This is a genomic window from Streptomyces sp. NPDC101219, from assembly GCF_044767675.1.
Lineage (GTDB): Bacteria > Actinomycetota > Actinomycetes > Streptomycetales > Streptomycetaceae > Streptomyces.
The window spans coordinates 155,439-171,296 of sequence record NZ_JBIWOK010000010.1 but is presented as its reverse complement, the minus strand read 5'-3'; the positions used below and the strand labels follow the sequence as shown (position 1 = coordinate 171,296).

Here is a 15,858-nt window from a genome sequence, read left to right as displayed (position 1 = left end):
CGGTGCGGCCCCTGCGGTGTGCGCCACTGTGCGGCAGAGGTGTTGTCGGGACCTGGTCAACACGCTTCAATGCGGGGGAACTCGGGGCCTGAACGGCGGCGTACGGATGTGAAGACCCCCGCCGGCCGACGGGACGGGGCCCGGGTGCGCGCGCGAACGGTCTGACCCGCCGTTGTGGACCATCACAGAAAGGCCCCTGCATGCCGCACGCCACACCGCACGCTGACGTCGTCACCGCGGACCTGGACTCGGCCCTGCGCGGCGGCCCCTTCCACGTCGCCCTGCGCGCCGCGATAGCCGCCCGCGGCCTGCCCCTGCAGCGGGTGCAGCACCACCTGTCGCGCCACGGCGTGAAGGTCGGTGTCACCAGCCTGAGTTACTGGCAGCAGGGCGCCCGTCGCCCGCAGCGCCCCGAGTCGCTGCGGGCCGTCCGGGCGCTGGAGGAGATCCTGCAACTCCCCCAGGAGTCACTGATCCGGCTGCTCGCGGACTCCGGGGAGGCCGGCGACCGCTCGGCGGACCGGCGCGACGGCGGGCGCTCCTACCGGTCGCTGGTGGAGGCGTCCGGGGTCGTGGAGCGGCTGCTGGCCGACTTCGGCGTCCCCCGGGGCAGCGGGCTGCACACCCTCGGCGAGCACGAGCGGGTCCGCATCGGCGCCCGCCGCGAACTGGCCGAGCGCGAGTCGCACCTCATCGTCCGCGCCCACCTGGACGGGGTCGACCGCTTCGTCGCCGTCCACCACGGTGACCCGGGTGCCGCCCCCGCGCGGATGACGGTGCACGCCCTGGAGAACTGCCGCACCGGCAGGATCCGCCGGCACCACGACACCGGAGTGCTCGCGGCCGAGCTGCTCTTCGACACCCGGCTGCGGGCCGGGGACACCTACCTGTTCCGCTACGCCGTTCAGGACGGCACGGCGGGCATCTCACGCGAGTACGTGCACCGCACGGACACTCCGGGGGGCCAGTACGCGCTCCAGGTCGGCTTCGACCCCGGGGCGCTTCCGGTGCGCTGCCACCGGTTCACCCAGCCCTCGGCCGCGGCACCGCGCGGCGGCCGCCACTCCCTGCCGCTCAGCGGACGGCACCCCTCGGTGCACCTGGTCGAAACCCGCGCGCGGTCGGGGTATGTGGGGATCGCCTGGGACTGGGCCTGAGCGGCAGCGGTGTGGGCAGGGGCCGCGGGCGGGGGTGAGGGCGGGCCCCCGGGCGGCGGGAAAGGCCGGGACTCCGTACAGCGACAGGGCCGGCGGCCAGGCGGCCGGACTGGGGCCGGGCGGCGCGGGCCGAGTCAGCCGGACAGGCGTCGGGGGGCGGCGCGGGCCGGGTGCAGCCGGCCATCGGCGGGGCGGCGCGGGCCGGCCGGGCGGCGCGGGCCGGGGTCAGGCTTCCGGGCGGGCCACGATCTTGCCGTTCTCGACCGCGACGGCCAGGCGGTCCAGCGGCGCGACGGCCGGCTCCCGCGTGGCCTTGCCGGTGGCGACGTCGAACTCACTGCCGTGGCAGGGGCAGATCAGCCGGTCGCCGTCCAGCTTGTTGGCGGGGCACCGCGCGTGCGTGCAGATCGTGCTGTACGCCGTGAGGGTGCCGTCCTCCGCCCGGTTGACGACGACGTTGTGGTCCCGGTAGAGCCGGGCACTGCCCGCGGCCACCTCGCTCTCGGCGCCGAGCTCGACCGGCCCGGTCAGCCCGGTCGGCTTGTCGTCGGTACTGCCGCAGGCGGTGAGCCCGAGCCCTACGACCGGAGTGAGGGCCACGCCCCTCAGCACGGTGCGGCGACTCGCGGCGGGACGGGCGGGCATGACGGGCTCCTGCTGGTCGGACGGCACTCGGGGGACGACAGGGACGATACCGGGGCCGCTCCTTCCGGTTGTGGGGCGGGCTGACGGGAGGGCTGACGGGTGGGATGGGGGCGGGTGCGCTGCGTGTCGGCGGTGGCCGCCGGCCAAGCTCGCAAAGGCTTGCGTAAGCGCTTACGCAAGCGCTCGCGCAAACGTTTACGCGGCACCGTCCGATGGGGTACGGTCCTGACCGGCCGGCCCGAGGACGAGGACGGCCGTGGTGACCGGGACGGCTATGCCCGGACCCCCGGGCTGGATCAGGTGAGGAGGCGGCGCGCGATGGCGACGATGGCCGATGTGGCGAGGAGCGCCGGCGTCTCCGTGGCGACGGTCTCCCACGTGCTGAACGGCACCCGCCCGGTCCTCTCCCACACCCGCCAGGCCGTCCTGGACGCGGTGGAGGAGCTCGGCTACACCCCCAACACCCTGGCCCGCTCCCTGGTGACGTCCCGGACCCGCTCGATCGGGCTGGCGGTCTCGGCGATCAGCAATCCGTACTTCACGGAGATCCTCCAGGGGGTCGAGGCAGCGGCCCTGGAGCACGGCTACAGCCTGCTCCTCGCCGACCCGCACGACGATCCGGAGCACGAGCTCAGGGCCGCCCGGCTGCTGCACGAGCGCCGGGTGGACGGGGTGATCGTCGCCCCCTCGGCGCAGCCGCGCGGGCTGATCGACCACCTGGCACGCCATCGCGTACCGGCCGTGTTCCTGGACCGGCTGGCCGTCCAGGCCGCGGGCGGGGCTCCCGACGACGAGCCGCGCTTCGACCAGGTGTGCGCCGAGAACGCTGGGCCCATGGCCCGCCTCGTCACCCACCTCGCCGGACTCGGACACCGCAGGATCGGGCTGGTGGCGGGGCTGACGGGGCTCAGCACCACCAGCGAGCGGATCACCGGCTACCGCCACGGCCTCGCCGCTGCGGGTCTTCCGTTCGACGAGCGGCTCCTGGTGCACGGCGACTCCGAGTCGGCGGGCGCCGAACGCGCCACCGGGGCGCTGCTGGCCCTGGGCTCCGCCCCCACCGCGCTGGTCACCGCCAACAACGCCATGACGATCGGCGCGCTCCGGGCGCTGCGCGCGCACGGTCTGACCGTGCCCGGCGACATCGCACTGTGCTGTTTCGACGATTTCGCGTGGGCGGACCTGTTCTCCCCCCGGCTCACGGCGATCGCCCAGCCGAGCAAGGACATCGGTGCCCGCGCCGTCGAGGTGCTCCTTGACCGGCTGGCCGAACCGGAGGGACCCGTCCGGACGGTGCGGCTGCCGTGCACCTTCGTGCACCGCACGTCCTGCGGCTGCCCGGACGGGCCGGAGGAGCGGGTGCCGGTCGAAGCGGCCCGGTCGTCCGCCGCCCACCCGCCCCGGGAGACGACCCCTGCACCCGATGAGACCCGCGCATCCCGTGCGCCCCGCGCATCCCGCGCATCCCGTGCGCCCCGGAAAGGAAAGTCCTCGTGATCGTCGTAGCCGGTGAGGCCCTGATCGACCTGGTACCGCAGGAGAAGCAGGAGACGGGTGCGCTCGCGCCGCTGACCCCGGCGCTCGGCGGCGGCCCGTACAACACGGCGGTGGCGCTGGGGAGGCTCGGCTCCCCCACCGCCTTCTGCTCCCGCGTCTCCCGTGACGCCTTCGGTGAGGCGCTGCTGGACCGGCTGCGGGCCACGGGCGTCGACGTGAGCGCGGTGCAGCGGGGCGAGGAGCCGACGACGCTCGCCGTCGCCACGGTCGGTGCGGACGGTTCGGCCGCGTACTCGTTCTACGTGGAGGGGACCGCGGACCGCCTGTTCACGGCCCCCGGATCCCTGCCCCCCGGCACGCGCGCGGTGTCCTTCGGGACGTGCTCCCTGGTGCTGGAGCCGGGCGCGAGCGCCTACGAGGAGTTGATGCGCACCGCGTCGGACCGGGGTGTGTTCACCGCGCTGGACCCGAACATCCGGCCGGGGCTCATCGCGGACGCCGACGCCTACCGGGCTCGTTTTCGCAGCTGGCTGCCGTCGGTGTCGCTGCTGAAGCTGTCCGAGGAGGACGCGGCGTGGCTCGGCGGGAGTCCGCGGGAGTGGCTGGCGGCCGGGCCGGCGGCGGTCGTGGTCACCCGGGGCGCCGACGGGCTGGTCGCCTTCACCCGGGACGGGGGCGAGTACGCCGTGCCGGGTGAGCGGGTGCGGGTGGTGGACACGATCGGCGCGGGCGACACGGTGAACGCCGCGCTGCTGCACGGCCTCGCGGCCCGGGACGCGCTGAGCGACGCGGGCACCGCCGGGCTGGGTGCCGACGGCTGGGCCGGGCTGCTGGGCTTCGCGGCCCGGGCGGCGGCGGTCACCTGCTCCCGGGCGGGCGCTGAACCGCCGTACGCCCACGAGCTGAACGGCTAGGAGGCCGGACAGGGGTCCCGGCCCGGGCCGCTGGGCCCAGACTGCCTCGCGGCGGCGGGCAGACGCGACGCGCCCCGTCCCGGTGGTTGCCGGGACAGGGCGCGTGGCATGCGGTGCGTGGCGAGGCGGGAGCGCCGGTCAGGCCTTGGCCGCCTTCGTCGTCCGCTTCGCCGCGGTCTTCTTCGCGGTGGTGGCGGACTCGCCGCTCTTGGCGGTGCCGGCCGCCTTGGCGGTCTTCGCGGTCCTGGCCGTCTTGGCGGTCTTCGCCTTGACGGTGGCCGTCCGGGCGTTCGCGTCCGCCGCGACGGTCTTCTTCGCCGCCGCCTTACGCCGGGCCGGGGTGGCGTCGCTGACCAGGTCGGCGCCGAGGATCTCCCGCAGGAACTTCCCGGTGTGGCTGGCCGGCACGGCGGCGACCTCCTCCGGGGTGCCCTCGGCCACGACCAGGCCGCCACCGGAGCCACCCTCGGGACCCATGTCGACGATCCAGTCGGCGGTCTTGATCACGTCGAGGTTGTGCTCGATGACGATGACCGTGTTGCCCTTGTCGACCAGTCCGGACAGCACCTTCAGGAGCTTGTTGATGTCCTCGAAGTGCAGCCCCGTGGTGGGCTCGTCCAGGACGTAGACCGTGCGGCCGGTGGAGCGCTTCTGCAGCTCACTGGCCAGCTTCACCCGCTGCGCCTCACCACCGGACAGGGTGGTGGCCGCCTGGCCGAGCCGGACGTAGCCGAGACCGACGTCGTTGAGCGTCTTCAGGTGGCGCGAGATCGCCGGGACGGCCTCGAAGAAGTGCATGGCCTCCTCGATCGGCATGTTCAGGACGTCGGCGATGGACTTGCCCTTGTAGTGGACCTCCAGGGTCTCCCGGTTGTAGCGGGCGCCGTGGCAGACCTCGCACGGGACGTACACGTCCGGGAGGAAGTTCATCTCGATCTTGATGGTGCCGTCGCCCGCGCAGTTCTCGCAGCGGCCGCCCTTGACGTTGAAGGAGAAGCGGCCGGGCATGTAGCCGCGGACCTTCGCCTCGGTGGTCTCGGCGAACAGCTTGCGCACGTGGTCGAAGACGCCGGTGTAGGTGGCCGGGTTGGACCGGGGGGTGCGGCCGATGGGCGACTGATCGACGTGCACGACCTTGTCGACGAGGTCGTCGCCGTCCACACGTGTGTGCCGTCCCGGCACGTTCCGGGCGCCGTTCAGCTCGCGGGCCAGGTGGGTGTAGAGGATGTCGTTGACCAGGGTGGACTTGCCCGAGCCGGAGACGCCGGTGACCGCGGTGAACACGCCCAGCGGGAAGGACACGTCGATGTCCTGGAGGTTGTTCTCCCGGGCGCCGTGCACGGTGAGCGCGCGGGACGGGTCGAGGGGCCGTCGGATGCCGGGCAGCGGGATGGCCTTGCGGCCCGACAGGTACTGGCCGGTCTGCGACTCCCCGTTGGCCAGGAGCTCCTTCAGCGAGCCGCTGTGCACGACCTTGCCGCCGTGCTCACCGGCACCGGGGCCGATGTCGACGATCCAGTCGGCCATTTTGATCGTGTCCTCGTCGTGCTCCACGACGATGAGCGTGTTGCCCATGTCGCGCAGCCGCACCAGGGTCTCGATCAGCCGGTGGTTGTCCCGCTGGTGCAGCCCGATGGACGGTTCGTCGAGGACGTAGAGCACGCCGACCAGACCGGAGCCGATCTGGGTGGCCAGGCGAATGCGCTGGGCCTCGCCCCCGGACAGGGTGCCGGCGGCCCGGTTGAGGGAGAGGTAGTCCAGGCCGACGTCGACCAGGAAGCGCAGCCGCTCGTTGACCTCCTTCAGCACGCGCTCGGCGATCTTCTTGTCGCGGGCGGTGAGCTTCAGCTCACCCAGGAAGTCCGCGCAGTCGCTGATGGACATCGCGGAGACCTCGGCGATGGACTTGCCCATGACCGTGACCGCGAGGACGACCGGCTTGAGGCGGGTGCCCTGGCAGGAGGGGCACGGCACCTCGCGCATGTAGCCCTCGAAGCGCTCGCGGCTGGAGTCGCTCTCGGCCTCGCTGTGCCGGCGCTTGACGAAGGGGATGGCGCCCTCGAACGCCGTGGTGTACCGGCGCTCGCGGCCGTAGCGGTTGCGGTAGCGGACCTCGACCTGCGTCTTGTGGCCGTACAGCAGGGCCTTCCTGGCGCGCTGCGGGAGACCGCCGAACGGGATGTCGGTACGGAAGCCGAGCGCGTCGGCCAGGGCGCCGACCAGGCGGTCGAAGTAGTCCTTGGTGTGGCCGTGGGACCAGGGGTGGATGGCGCCCTCGTCGAGGCTCTTGTCCTCGTCGGGCACGATGAGTTCCGGGTCGACCTCCATGCGCGTGCCGATGCCGGTGCACTCCGGGCAGGCGCCGAAGGGCGAGTTGAAGGAGAAGGAGCGGGGCTCCAGCTCCTCGAAGGACAGGTCGTCGTACGGGCAGTACAGGTGCTCGGAGTACATGCGCTCGCGCTCGGGGTCGTCCTCGGGGAGGTCGACGAAGTCGAGCACGACCATGCCGCCGGACAGGCCGAGGGCGGTCTCGACGGAGTCGGTGAGGCGGCGCTTGGCACTGTCCTTGACCGTGAGGCGGTCGACGACCACCTCGATGGTGTGCTTCTCCTGCTTCTTCAGCGTGGGCGGGCTGGACAGCTGGACGGTCTCGCCGTCCACCCGCGCGCGGGAGTAGCCCTTGGTCTGGAGGTCGGCGAAGAGGTCGACGAACTCGCCCTTGCGCTCGCGCACCAGCGGCGACAGCACCTGGAAGCGGCTGCCCTCCGGCAGCTCCAGGACCCGGTCGACGATGGCCTGCGGCGACTGGCGGGAGATCGGGCGCCCGCACTCGGGACAGTGCGGTTTGCCGATGCGCGCGAAGAGCAGCCGGAGGTAGTCGTAGACCTCGGTGATGGTGCCGACGGTCGAGCGGGGGTTGCGCGAGGTCGACTTCTGGTCGATGGAGACCGCCGGGGACAGGCCCTCGATGAAGTCGACGTCCGGCTTGTCCATCTGGCCGAGGAACTGCCGGGCGTACGAGGAGAGCGACTCGACGTAGCGACGCTGCCCCTCGGCGAAGATGGTGTCGAAGGCCAGCGAGGACTTGCCCGACCCCGACAGGCCCGTGAAGACGATGAGCGAGTCGCGCGGGAGGTCGAGCGAGACGTTCTTGAGGTTGTGCTCGCGCGCTCCACGGACGATGAGACGGTCGGCCACGCCGGTCCGCACCTTTCTTGAGAGAAGTGACAGGGGCGGGGCCCCCGTCTTTCTCAGACTAGGGGGAGCCACTGACAACGCCGGTCGGATTCACGGGTTGACAACAATCCCCGACTCTCCAGCATGCCCGACGCCACCGACGACCTTATAGCACGTGCATTCGATTTAAGGCGGCTTCCTGCCACCTTCACCCGAAGGTGTGGCCCGACTAGTGTCAGCTCCATGAATGATCACGCTCATGACCTGGCGTCCCTACAAGCCGCTACGGAACGGCTGCTGAGCGACGTCGCCGCCCTGGACAACGCCGCTGTGACCCAGTCGTCACGTCTGCCGGGCTGGACCCGCGGCCACGTGCTGGCCCATCTCGCGCGCAACGCGGACGCCCTGGTGAACGTCCTCCAGGGACGCCCCATGTACCTCTCCGCCGAGGCGCGGGAGGCCGACATCGAGCGGGACGCCCCGCGTCCGCTCGCCGACCAGCTCGCCGACGTGCGGGAGAGCGCGGCCCGCTTCCACGAGCTGTGCGCGGCCGAGTCCGACTGGGAGCGCACGGTCGCACTGCGCAACGGCGTCACGGACCGGGCGGCCCGCCTGCCCTTCCGGCGCTGGGTCGAGGTCGCCCTGCACCACGTGGACCTCGGCATCGGCCATGAGCTCGAAGATCTCCCCGCGGACTTCACCGAGCGGGAGATCGACTTCCTGACCGAGCGGTTCCGCGGGCACCCGGACGTGCCCGCCACCCGGCTGCGGACCGCCGACGGCCGCTCCTGGACGACCGGCGGCACGGGGGACGTGCCGGTCACCGTGGAGGGGGCCCCGGCCGACCTGATGGGCTGGCTCGCGGGCCGGCGCGACGGGTCGGGGCTGACGGTCAAGGACGGCGCGCTCCCGGTACTGCCCCCGCTGTAACCCGCCGTCCCCGCCACGGGCCGCGCGGTGCGCTCCCCGCCGATGTGCGGGGGCGACCGCGCGGGCCGTGCGCTATAGGCTGACGGCCATGACGTACAGCGGTCGGGTGACGGTCGGCGGCCCAGCCGACGTGCACGAACTCAAGGACCTGATGATCACCAAGGTCGCGGTCGGCCCCATGGACAACAACGCCTATCTGCTGCGTTGCCGGGCCACCGACGAGCAGTTGCTGATCGACGCGGCCAACGACGCCGGGACACTGCTCGGCACGATCGGCGACGACGGCATCGCCTCCGTCGTCACCACCCACCGGCACGGGGACCACTGGCAGGCGCTCGCCGAGGTGGTGGCCGCCACCGGCGCCCGCACCCACGCCGGCCGGGACGACGCCGAGGGCATCCCCGTACCGACCGACGTGCTGGTCGACGACGGCGACACCCTCCGCGTCGGGCAGGTCGAGCTCACCGCGCGGCACCTGGTGGGGCACACGCCGGGCTCCATCGCCCTCGTCTACGACGACCCGCACGGGCATCCGCACGTCTTCACCGGGGACTGCCTGTTCCCGGGCGGCGTCGGCAACACCCATCAGGATCCGGAGGCGTTCGCCCGCCTGATCCATGACGTCGAGACCAAGATCTTCGACGTGCTGCCGGACGAGACCTGGGTCTACCCCGGCCACGGCAACGACACCACCCTGGGCGCGGAGCGCCCGCACCTGCCGGAGTGGCGCGCGCGGGGCTGGTGAACACACCCCGTGTGAAGGCTTCGCACGCTTCCGCGCGCCGTGCGCGCTCCCGTTGTGTGCCGCGGCGCAGTCAACTGGTGACACTCCGCTCGGGAGCTCGGCTCCCCGGCGGTCGGGCCGCCGGTCCTCACCCCGCCCTCGGCCGGCGGCCCGGGCGGGGCGCGCCGTGCGGCGCCGGCCGGGACCGCGTGCCCGGAGGCCGGGCTCCACGGGGGACGGCACGGTCCGCCGGGCCGGTCAGGTGTGGGCGCGGGCGGGACCGGCGAGGGCCGCGATCCGCTCGACGGCGAACACGTACCCCTGCACACCGCAGCCGGCGATGACCCCGTCGGCGCGCAGCGACACGTACGAGTGGTGCCGGAACGCCTCGCGCCGGTGGATGTTGGAGATGTGGACCTCCACCACCGGCAGGCCGTCGCAGGCGTTGAGGGCGTCCAGGATCGCGACCGAGGTGTGCGAGTAGGCGCCAGGGTTGATGACGATGCCGCAGTGGTCGAGCCGTGCCTCGTGGATCCAGTCCACCAGGGCACCCTCGTGGTTGGACTGGCGCAGGTCCACCGTGCCGCCGTGCACGGCCGCCGCCTCGGCGCACCGGGTCTCGACGTCGGCGAGCGTGTCGGACCCGTAGATCTCCGGCTGGCGCTGTCCGAGCAGGTTCAGGTTGGGGCCGTTGAGAATCATGATCGGGGCGTTGGCCAGGGTGCGGGGCACGGTTCCTCCGGTCCGTTCGGCGTGCGGGCGGGCGGGCCTGCCGGGCCGCCGCTGGGACCCGGTTTATCACGGTGCGCGGCGTGCCCGCCGGGTCCTACGCTCACCTCATGATCGACGCCGTGTACCCGCCGAAACCCGTGCCGGGCGACCGTATCGCCGTGCTGTCGCCCTCCTCCGGCCTGGCGGGGGTGTTCCCGCTCCCGTTCGAGCTGGGCCTGCGGCGGCTGCGCAAGGAGTACGGGCTGGAGCCGGTGGAGTACCCGGCGACACGGGTCATGGGCTCGACGCCCCGGCAGCGTGCCGACGACCTGCATGCCGCGTTCGCCGACCCCGGCATCAAGGCGGTGATGGCGGCGATCGGCGGCGACGACCAGATCACCGTGCTGCCGCTGCTGGACCGGGAGATGGTGCGGGCCCACCCGAAGCCGTTCTTCGGGATGAGCGACAACACCCATCTGCTCGCCTGGCTGCGCTCCTGCGGCATCGTCGGCTTCCACGGGGCGAGTGTGATGCCGGAACTGGGCCGGCCCGGTGCCCTGCATCCGCAGACGGCCGACTCGCTGCGGGCCGCCCTGTTCACGCCGGGCCCCTACGAGCTGCGGCCCGCCGAACGCTGGCGGGACGTCGACGTGGACTGGGCCGACCCGGGCGCCCTGGCCACCGAGCCGGAGACCCGGCGGGGCCTGGGGTGGACGTGGGTGAACGCGGACCGGGTGGTCGAGGGCCGCACCTGGGGCGGCAGCCTGGAGACGGTCGGCGACCTGCTCATGGCGGGCCGGGACGTCGCCGACGACCCGGCGGAGTACGACGGCGGGGTCCTCTTCCTGGAGACGTCCGAGGAGATGCCGAGCGCCGGGACGGTCTTCCGCATCCTGCGGAACATGGGCGAGCGGGGCCTCCTCGGTCGCTTCCCGGCCCTGCTGTGGGGGCGGCCGAAGACCTGGTTCCTCGACCGCCGGCACAGTCCCGAGGAGGGCGCGGCCTACGCGGCCGAGCAGCGGGAGGCCGTGCTGCGCGCCGTGCGGACGTACACCCCCGGCACCGTGGTGGTCTTCGACGTAGACCTCGGTCACACGGATCCGCAGGTGGTGATCCCCTACGGGGGCACGGTGCGCGTCGACGGGCCCGCCCGGCGCATCACCGTCACCTACTGACGCCGCCCCGGCGCCCGGGGCGTACGGGCGCTACGGGTTGATCGCCAGTTCCAGGTAGGCGGCGAACAGCACCAGGTGGACTCCGCCCTGCAGGGGTGTCGCCCGGCCCGGGACCACGGTCAGCGCGCTCACCACGACGGTCAGGGCGAGCAGCACCATATGGGTGCTGCCGAGGCCGAGGACCAGGGGTCCGGAGAGCCACAGGGAGGCGAGGGCGACCGCCGGGATGGTCAGGCCGATGCTGGCCATGGCCGAGCCGAGCGCCAGGTTCATGCTGGTCTGGACGCGGTCGCGGCGCGCGGCGCGCACCGCGGCGATGGTCTCGGGCAGCAGCACCAGCAGGGCGATGATCACACCGACGACGGCGTGGTGCAGCCCGGCCCGGTCCACCCCGGTCTCGATGGTCGGTGACACTCCTTTGGCGAGGCCGACCACACCGACCAGGGCGAGGCCCAGCATGCCGAGGCTGATCAGGGCCGTGCGGTTGGAGGGTGCCTCGGCGTGTTCCTCGCCCGAGATGACCTCGCCCTGACGGGTGAGGGGCAGGAAGTAGTCCCGGTGTCTCACCGTCTGGGTGGCCACGAACAGGCCGTAGAGGATCAACGAGGAGATGGCGGCGAAGGTGAGCTGCACGCTGGAGAACTCGGGGCCGGGCTGGCTCGTGGTGAACGTCGGCAGCACCAGGCTGAGGGTCGCCAGGGTGGCGACCGTGGCCAGGGCGGCTCCGGTGCCCTCCGAGTTGAAGACCGCCGTGCCGTGGCGCAGGGAACCCACCAGGAGGCTGAGCCCCATGATGCCGTTGCAGGTGATCATCACGGCGGCGAAGACGGTGTCCCGGGCCAGCGTGGCGCTCTTGTCGCCGCCGTCCAGCATCAAGGTGACGATCAGTGCGACCTCGATGACCGTGACGGCGACGGCCAGGACGAGTGAACCGAACGGTTCACCGACCCGGTGGGCAACGACCTCCGCGTGGTGCACCGCAGCCAGGACGGCACCCGCGAGGACGACGGTCGCCAGACCGACGACGAGGCCGGGGAGATCGCGTCCCCAGGTGAGGACCAGCAGCACGGCCGCCAGCGCCGGCACCAGGATCGTCCATCGCGCCGCGAGCGACCTGAGCCGAGCGATCATGCGGCGATCGTCGCAGACGGGTGGACCTGCCGCATTCCGCTCACCGGCGCTCCGAGCACCCGTCCGTCTCGCCGTCCTGATCGCCTCGGGGTCGTCATGAGTGCGCATGGCCTCCTTGTGTGAGTCGGGTGGGTCCGGTGCGCCGGAACGCGGCGCGGAGTGGTGCGGTGGGGCCCGCCGGTGTGCGGCCGGGACGGAGCACGGGGCGGCACCGGGAGGGGTGGCGGCGCGATGCGGCCCCCGCTCCCGGTGCGGTCCCGGTCCGGGTCACACGTCGATGCTGTCCTTGTCGTCGCCCGCGCTCCGCGCGGCCGCGGCCTCCGCCTGCTTGCGGGAGGCCCGCAGGCTGGTGATCGTGGTGACCACCAGGACGGAGCAGATGACGCCCAGCGAGACGGGGATGCTGATCTCCGGCACGTGTACCCCGGACTCGTGCAGCGCGTGCAGCACCAGCTTGACGCCGATGAAGCCGAGGATGATCGACAGGCCGTAGGAGAGGTGGACCAGCTTCCTCAGCAGGCCCCCGATCAGGAAGTACAGCTGCCGGAGCCCCATGAGGGCGAACGCGTTCGCCGTGAAGACGATGTACGGGTCCTGGGTCAGACCGAAGATCGCGGGGATCGAGTCGAGGGCGAAGAGCACGTCGGTGGTGCCGATGGCGAGCATCACGACCAGCATCGGGGTCATGATCCGCTTGCCGTTCTGCTCGATCCACAGCTTGGTGCCGTGGTAGCGGTCGGCGACGCCGAAGCGCCGTTCGGCCGCCTTGAGCAGCTTGTTCTCCTCGAACTCCTCGTCCTCCTCGTCGGCCCGGGCCTCCTGGATGAGCTTCCAGGCGGTCCAGATGAGGAAGGCACCGAAGATGTAGAAGACCCAGGAGAAGCTGGCCAGGATCGCCGCACCGGCGGCGATGAAGATCGCCCGCAGCACCAGGGCGATGAGGACGCCGACGAGGAGCACCCGCTGCTGGTACTGCGAGGGCACCGCGAATTTCGCCATGATCAGGACGAAGACGAAGAGGTTGTCGACGCTCAGCGACTTCTCGGTGATGAAGCCGGCGAAGAACTCGCCGGCGGGCTGTCCGCCGCCGAAGATCAGCAGGCCGATGCCGAAGAGCACGGCCAGGACGATCCAGACGATGGTCCAGATCCCGGCTTCCTTGATGGACACGTCGTGCGGTTTGCGGCCGATGAAGAAATCGACCGAGATCAGGGCCGCCAGGCCCAGGATCGTCAGGACCCACAGGGTCAGGGAAACATCCACTGCGCCTCCGGCAGATACGTCAGGACAGGTGTCAGCGTCGTCGCTGCCGGAGGTCTCTTCCACCCGAGACTCCGGCGCTTCTCACAGCGCCCGTGGAGCTCTCGGGCCGACGCCCCGGGATCTGGCCTGATCCGTACTGACGGGGTCACCGCACAGATGGGGAGTACTCCCCTCCGTCCGTTGAACTGTACCGGCATCACCAAGGATTGGTAAAGAGAACGGTAAAAGAAATTCCAAGTCGCAGGTCGGGGGCGGTGTGTCGGTCCTGGCGCTGCCCGGAGAACCTCACCGGTTCCAGGCGCGCCGGGCCTCCGTCACCTGTGTGAGCACCTGCTGGAGCACCTGACTGCCGGACGGGACGAGCGGCGGCTCGTAGGTCCAGGCGTGGCCGACCCACGGGTCGGCGAGGTGGTCGTCGGCCACCGGCGTCAGCCGCAGCAGCCCCCGCCACAGCGGGTCGAGCAGCGGCCCGTAGGCGGCGGCGTCCTCCCGGTCGGCCACCATCATCAGGTGGACGCCGACGGCCGGGCCCTCGTCGGCGAGGTACCGCAGCTGGTTGACGGCCCGGTCGTCGAAGCCGTGCGGGAAGTCGTTGACGATCAGGAGCTGCTGGGAGGTGTCGAAGCCCGGCGGCAGCGAGTCCGCGGCGCCCGCGCGCAGCGCCATCTGCACCAGGTCGACCCGCTCGATGAGCCTGGCCAGCGTGTCCGTCACGCCCGCGGCGCCCTGGGCCGGCGGGGCCGCCAGCACCCCGGTCCCGGTGAGCGGGGCCAGCGCCTGCGCCCCGGATCCGGCCGGGTCGACGACGTGCACCGTGAACTCGCCCGCCGGGTACACCGCGAGCAGCCGGGCGGCGTGCGCCACCGCCGTCTCCACGGCGAGGCGGCGCAGGTCGTGCGCGTCGGTGAAGGAGCCGTCGAGGCCCTCGGTGCGCCCGCTGTCGATCCACAGGCCGCGCTCCAGGGGCAGCCGGAGCAGCATCGGGATGCGGACCCGGCCGGCCTCCGGGAGGTGGAGGTCGCCCAGCCGCAGGGCCATGGGGATCTCCATCGGGACCCGGTAGGCGTGCCAGACGGGGTTGTCCCAGCGCGCGAAGGCCGGGGGCAGCGCCGGTTCGACGACCTCGGCCTCGGCGACCAGCTGGGCGAGGTCCCGGTCGAGCACGTCGCGGGCCTGCTCGACGAGCTGGTCCCGGCGGGCACGGGCGGCCTCGCGCGCGGCATCGGCCTGGCCGCCGATCCGGCTGCGCGGGTCGGACAGGACCTGCTCCAGCTCCTTGTCCATGCGCGACTCGGCGAAGTCGACCGCGCTGCGGTAGGCGGCGGTGGTGCGGGCCAGGTCCTCGAACATGCCCCAGACCTGGTTGTAGAGCCGCTCGTCCATGGACCAGCCGGTCGCGTCGCCGGCCACGGGCCGGGCGGGTTCCCCGGGCCGGGTCGGCGGGGCGGCAGGCGGCGGCGGGGGCGGCGCGGCGCTCTGCCGCCGGGGGTGGCTGTAGTCGACGCGGCCGCCGGACGCGGCCGGGGACGGGTCCCCCGCCGCGGTGTGGCCCGGCTGCGCGGCGCCCGGCTGGGGGCGGTCGCCGTGGGACGGGGTGGCGGGGCCGGAGGTGCTCCGGGCCGCGGTGCCGCCCTGGTCGGGGCCGAGCGCGGGGGCGGCGGCCTGGCGGGACCGCTCGCCGTCCGCAGGGCGGGGCGGCGGGGCCTGCACGGAGCGGGCGAGCGACTGGGCGGTGGCCCGGTGCACGTCGGCGGCCAGTTGTTGCGCCTCGGGCAGGGCCTGGTCGGTGAGGAGTTCGGCGAGGCCGCCGGCGTATCCCTGCCCGATCGCGCGCACCTTCCAGGCGCCCTGCCGCCGGTAGAGCTCCAGGGCGATGACGGCCGTCTCGCTGTCCAGCCCCGTGATGGTGTAGCTGGCGACCTCGGTGCCGTCCAGGCCCGTGACGGCGACGAAGGGGGCCGCGACGGCGCCGAACCGGACGGGGCCCGGTCCGCCGCCCGCGGACGGCAGGGAGAGCAGCACGCTGACGCGGTGCACGGCGTCGGGCATGGCGTCCAGGTCCACCGCGAGACGGTGGTCGGCGGCCGCCTGCCGGGGCACCTCGAGGCCGGGCTGGGTGGGCGCGCCCGGGTGGGCGACCCAGTCCACGCCGTGGATCCGGCCTGACGCGTCACCGAGCGCGGCCGAGGCCACGACCGGCGTGCCGGCCGAGACCCGGACCTCCAGACGGGACCGGGACAGCGGGTGGTTCTGTCCCCGCACCAGCTCGGCCGTCATCGCCTTCTTCCCCCTGTGTCGCGTATGTGGTGTGGTCCGCCGGGATCCGCCGCCCCGGCACCGGACCTGGGCGGCCGTGTCTTCGGATCACCCCGGGGCCGCGGGGTGAGGCACGCACTCCCCCGGAGGGGGCACCCCCAGCCGCGCTGTCGTCGGTTGCCGATGCTCCGCATCGACGCTCTCCCCCGCCGTGCAGCTGCACGCACCGGGCCCCGCTCACCGGCACCGTCAAGGCACCGGCGATCCGAGTCGGAGTG

The 15,858-nt window shown here is 72.8% G+C and carries 12 protein-coding genes; 6 read left to right on the top strand and 6 right to left on the bottom strand.

The window, feature by feature from the left end; all coding sequences use genetic code 11:
- Positions 1–200: 200 nt before the first annotated feature.
- Positions 201–1,157, top strand: coding sequence for a hypothetical protein (locus tag ACIRPP_RS21265; RefSeq protein WP_403645019.1), 957 nt, complete (start codon positions 201–203; stop codon positions 1,155–1,157).
- A 225-nt stretch (positions 1,158–1,382) separates the two neighbouring features.
- Here ACIRPP_RS21265 and ACIRPP_RS21260 read toward each other — a convergent pair whose 3' ends face one another.
- Entirely contained in the window at positions 1,383–1,802 is a 420-nt protein-coding gene (locus ACIRPP_RS21260; RefSeq protein WP_403645016.1) for a Rieske (2Fe-2S) protein, read from the bottom strand.
- Positions 1,803–2,120: 318 nt separating this feature from the next.
- On the opposite strand from ACIRPP_RS21260, the gene ACIRPP_RS21255 reads away from it, so the two are divergent.
- Complete coding sequence (locus ACIRPP_RS21255) at positions 2,121–3,299, top strand: LacI family DNA-binding transcriptional regulator (protein WP_403645013.1); 1,179 nt, start codon at positions 2,121–2,123, stop codon at positions 3,297–3,299.
- Positions 3,296–4,213: a carbohydrate kinase gene (locus ACIRPP_RS21250; protein ID WP_403645010.1), complete on the top strand. Its 918-nt coding sequence runs from the start codon at positions 3,296–3,298 to the stop codon at positions 4,211–4,213. The genes ACIRPP_RS21255 and ACIRPP_RS21250 overlap by 4 nt, the downstream gene beginning before the upstream one ends.
- A gap of 138 nt (positions 4,214–4,351) precedes the next feature.
- Here the strand turns inward: ACIRPP_RS21250 and uvrA are convergent, their stop codons facing one another.
- Entirely contained in the window at positions 4,352–7,411 is a 3,060-nt protein-coding gene (gene uvrA / locus ACIRPP_RS21245; RefSeq protein ID WP_403645007.1) for an excinuclease ABC subunit UvrA, read from the bottom strand.
- Between the two features lie 222 nt (positions 7,412–7,633).
- Between uvrA and ACIRPP_RS21240 the strand changes: the two genes are divergently transcribed.
- Both ACIRPP_RS21240 and ACIRPP_RS21235 read left to right on the top strand, forming a co-directional pair.
- Positions 7,634–8,320 (top strand): maleylpyruvate isomerase family mycothiol-dependent enzyme, encoded by a 687-nt coding sequence (locus ACIRPP_RS21240; protein ID WP_403645004.1) that lies wholly within the window; start codon positions 7,634–7,636, stop codon positions 8,318–8,320.
- Positions 8,321–8,408: 88 nt separating this feature from the next.
- Complete coding sequence (locus tag ACIRPP_RS21235; RefSeq protein ID WP_164332687.1) at positions 8,409–9,065, top strand: MBL fold metallo-hydrolase; 657 nt, start codon at positions 8,409–8,411, stop codon at positions 9,063–9,065.
- A 237-nt stretch (positions 9,066–9,302) separates the two neighbouring features.
- Here the strand turns inward: ACIRPP_RS21235 and aroQ are convergent, their stop codons facing one another.
- Positions 9,303–9,776 carry a type II 3-dehydroquinate dehydratase gene (aroQ, locus tag ACIRPP_RS21230; protein ID WP_403645000.1) on the bottom strand — a complete coding sequence of 158 codons (474 nt, stop codon included), beginning with the start codon at positions 9,774–9,776 and terminating at the stop codon, positions 9,303–9,305.
- A 107-nt stretch (positions 9,777–9,883) separates the two neighbouring features.
- Between aroQ and ACIRPP_RS21225 the strand changes: the two genes are divergently transcribed.
- Positions 9,884–10,930, top strand: a complete 1,047-nt coding sequence (locus ACIRPP_RS21225) for a S66 peptidase family protein (RefSeq protein ID WP_403644997.1) — start codon at positions 9,884–9,886, stop codon at positions 10,928–10,930.
- A gap of 30 nt (positions 10,931–10,960) precedes the next feature.
- On the opposite strand, the gene ACIRPP_RS21220 is transcribed toward ACIRPP_RS21225, so the two are convergent.
- The 3 genes from ACIRPP_RS21220 to ACIRPP_RS21210 all read right to left on the bottom strand — a co-directional run bounded on the left by ACIRPP_RS21220 (position 10,961) and on the right by ACIRPP_RS21210 (position 15,601).
- A complete protein-coding gene (locus ACIRPP_RS21220; protein ID WP_403644994.1) occupies positions 10,961–12,061 on the bottom strand; it encodes a calcium:proton antiporter in 1,101 nt (366 codons plus the stop codon).
- Between the two features lie 267 nt (positions 12,062–12,328).
- Complete coding sequence (locus ACIRPP_RS21215) at positions 12,329–13,324, bottom strand: TerC/Alx family metal homeostasis membrane protein (RefSeq protein WP_403644991.1); 996 nt, start codon at positions 13,322–13,324, stop codon at positions 12,329–12,331.
- A gap of 285 nt (positions 13,325–13,609) precedes the next feature.
- Positions 13,610–15,601 carry a TerD family protein gene (locus tag ACIRPP_RS21210; protein WP_403644988.1) on the bottom strand — a complete coding sequence of 664 codons (1,992 nt, stop codon included), beginning with the start codon at positions 15,599–15,601 and terminating at the stop codon, positions 13,610–13,612.
- Positions 15,602–15,858 lie beyond the last annotated feature (257 nt).

Bases quoted from the DNA above. Each gene is read 5' to 3' on its own strand.
- ACIRPP_RS21225 (WP_403644997.1), top strand. From the start codon at position 9,884: ATGATCGACGCCGTGTACCCGCCGAAACCCGTGCCGGGCGACCGTATC.
- ACIRPP_RS21235 (WP_164332687.1), top strand. From the start codon at position 8,409: ATGACGTACAGCGGTCGGGTGACGGTCGGCGGCCCAGCCGACGTGCAC.
- ACIRPP_RS21220 (WP_403644994.1), bottom strand. From the start codon at position 12,061: ATGATCGCTCGGCTCAGGTCGCTCGCGGCGCGATGGACGATCCTGGTG.
- ACIRPP_RS21240 (WP_403645004.1), top strand. From the start codon at position 7,634: ATGAATGATCACGCTCATGACCTGGCGTCCCTACAAGCCGCTACGGAA.
- ACIRPP_RS21255 (WP_403645013.1), top strand. From the start codon at position 2,121: ATGGCGACGATGGCCGATGTGGCGAGGAGCGCCGGCGTCTCCGTGGCG.
- ACIRPP_RS21260 (WP_403645016.1), bottom strand. From the start codon at position 1,802: ATGCCCGCCCGTCCCGCCGCGAGTCGCCGCACCGTGCTGAGGGGCGTG.
- ACIRPP_RS21210 (WP_403644988.1), bottom strand. From the start codon at position 15,601: ATGACGGCCGAGCTGGTGCGGGGACAGAACCACCCGCTGTCCCGGTCC.
- ACIRPP_RS21265 (WP_403645019.1), top strand. From the start codon at position 201: ATGCCGCACGCCACACCGCACGCTGACGTCGTCACCGCGGACCTGGAC.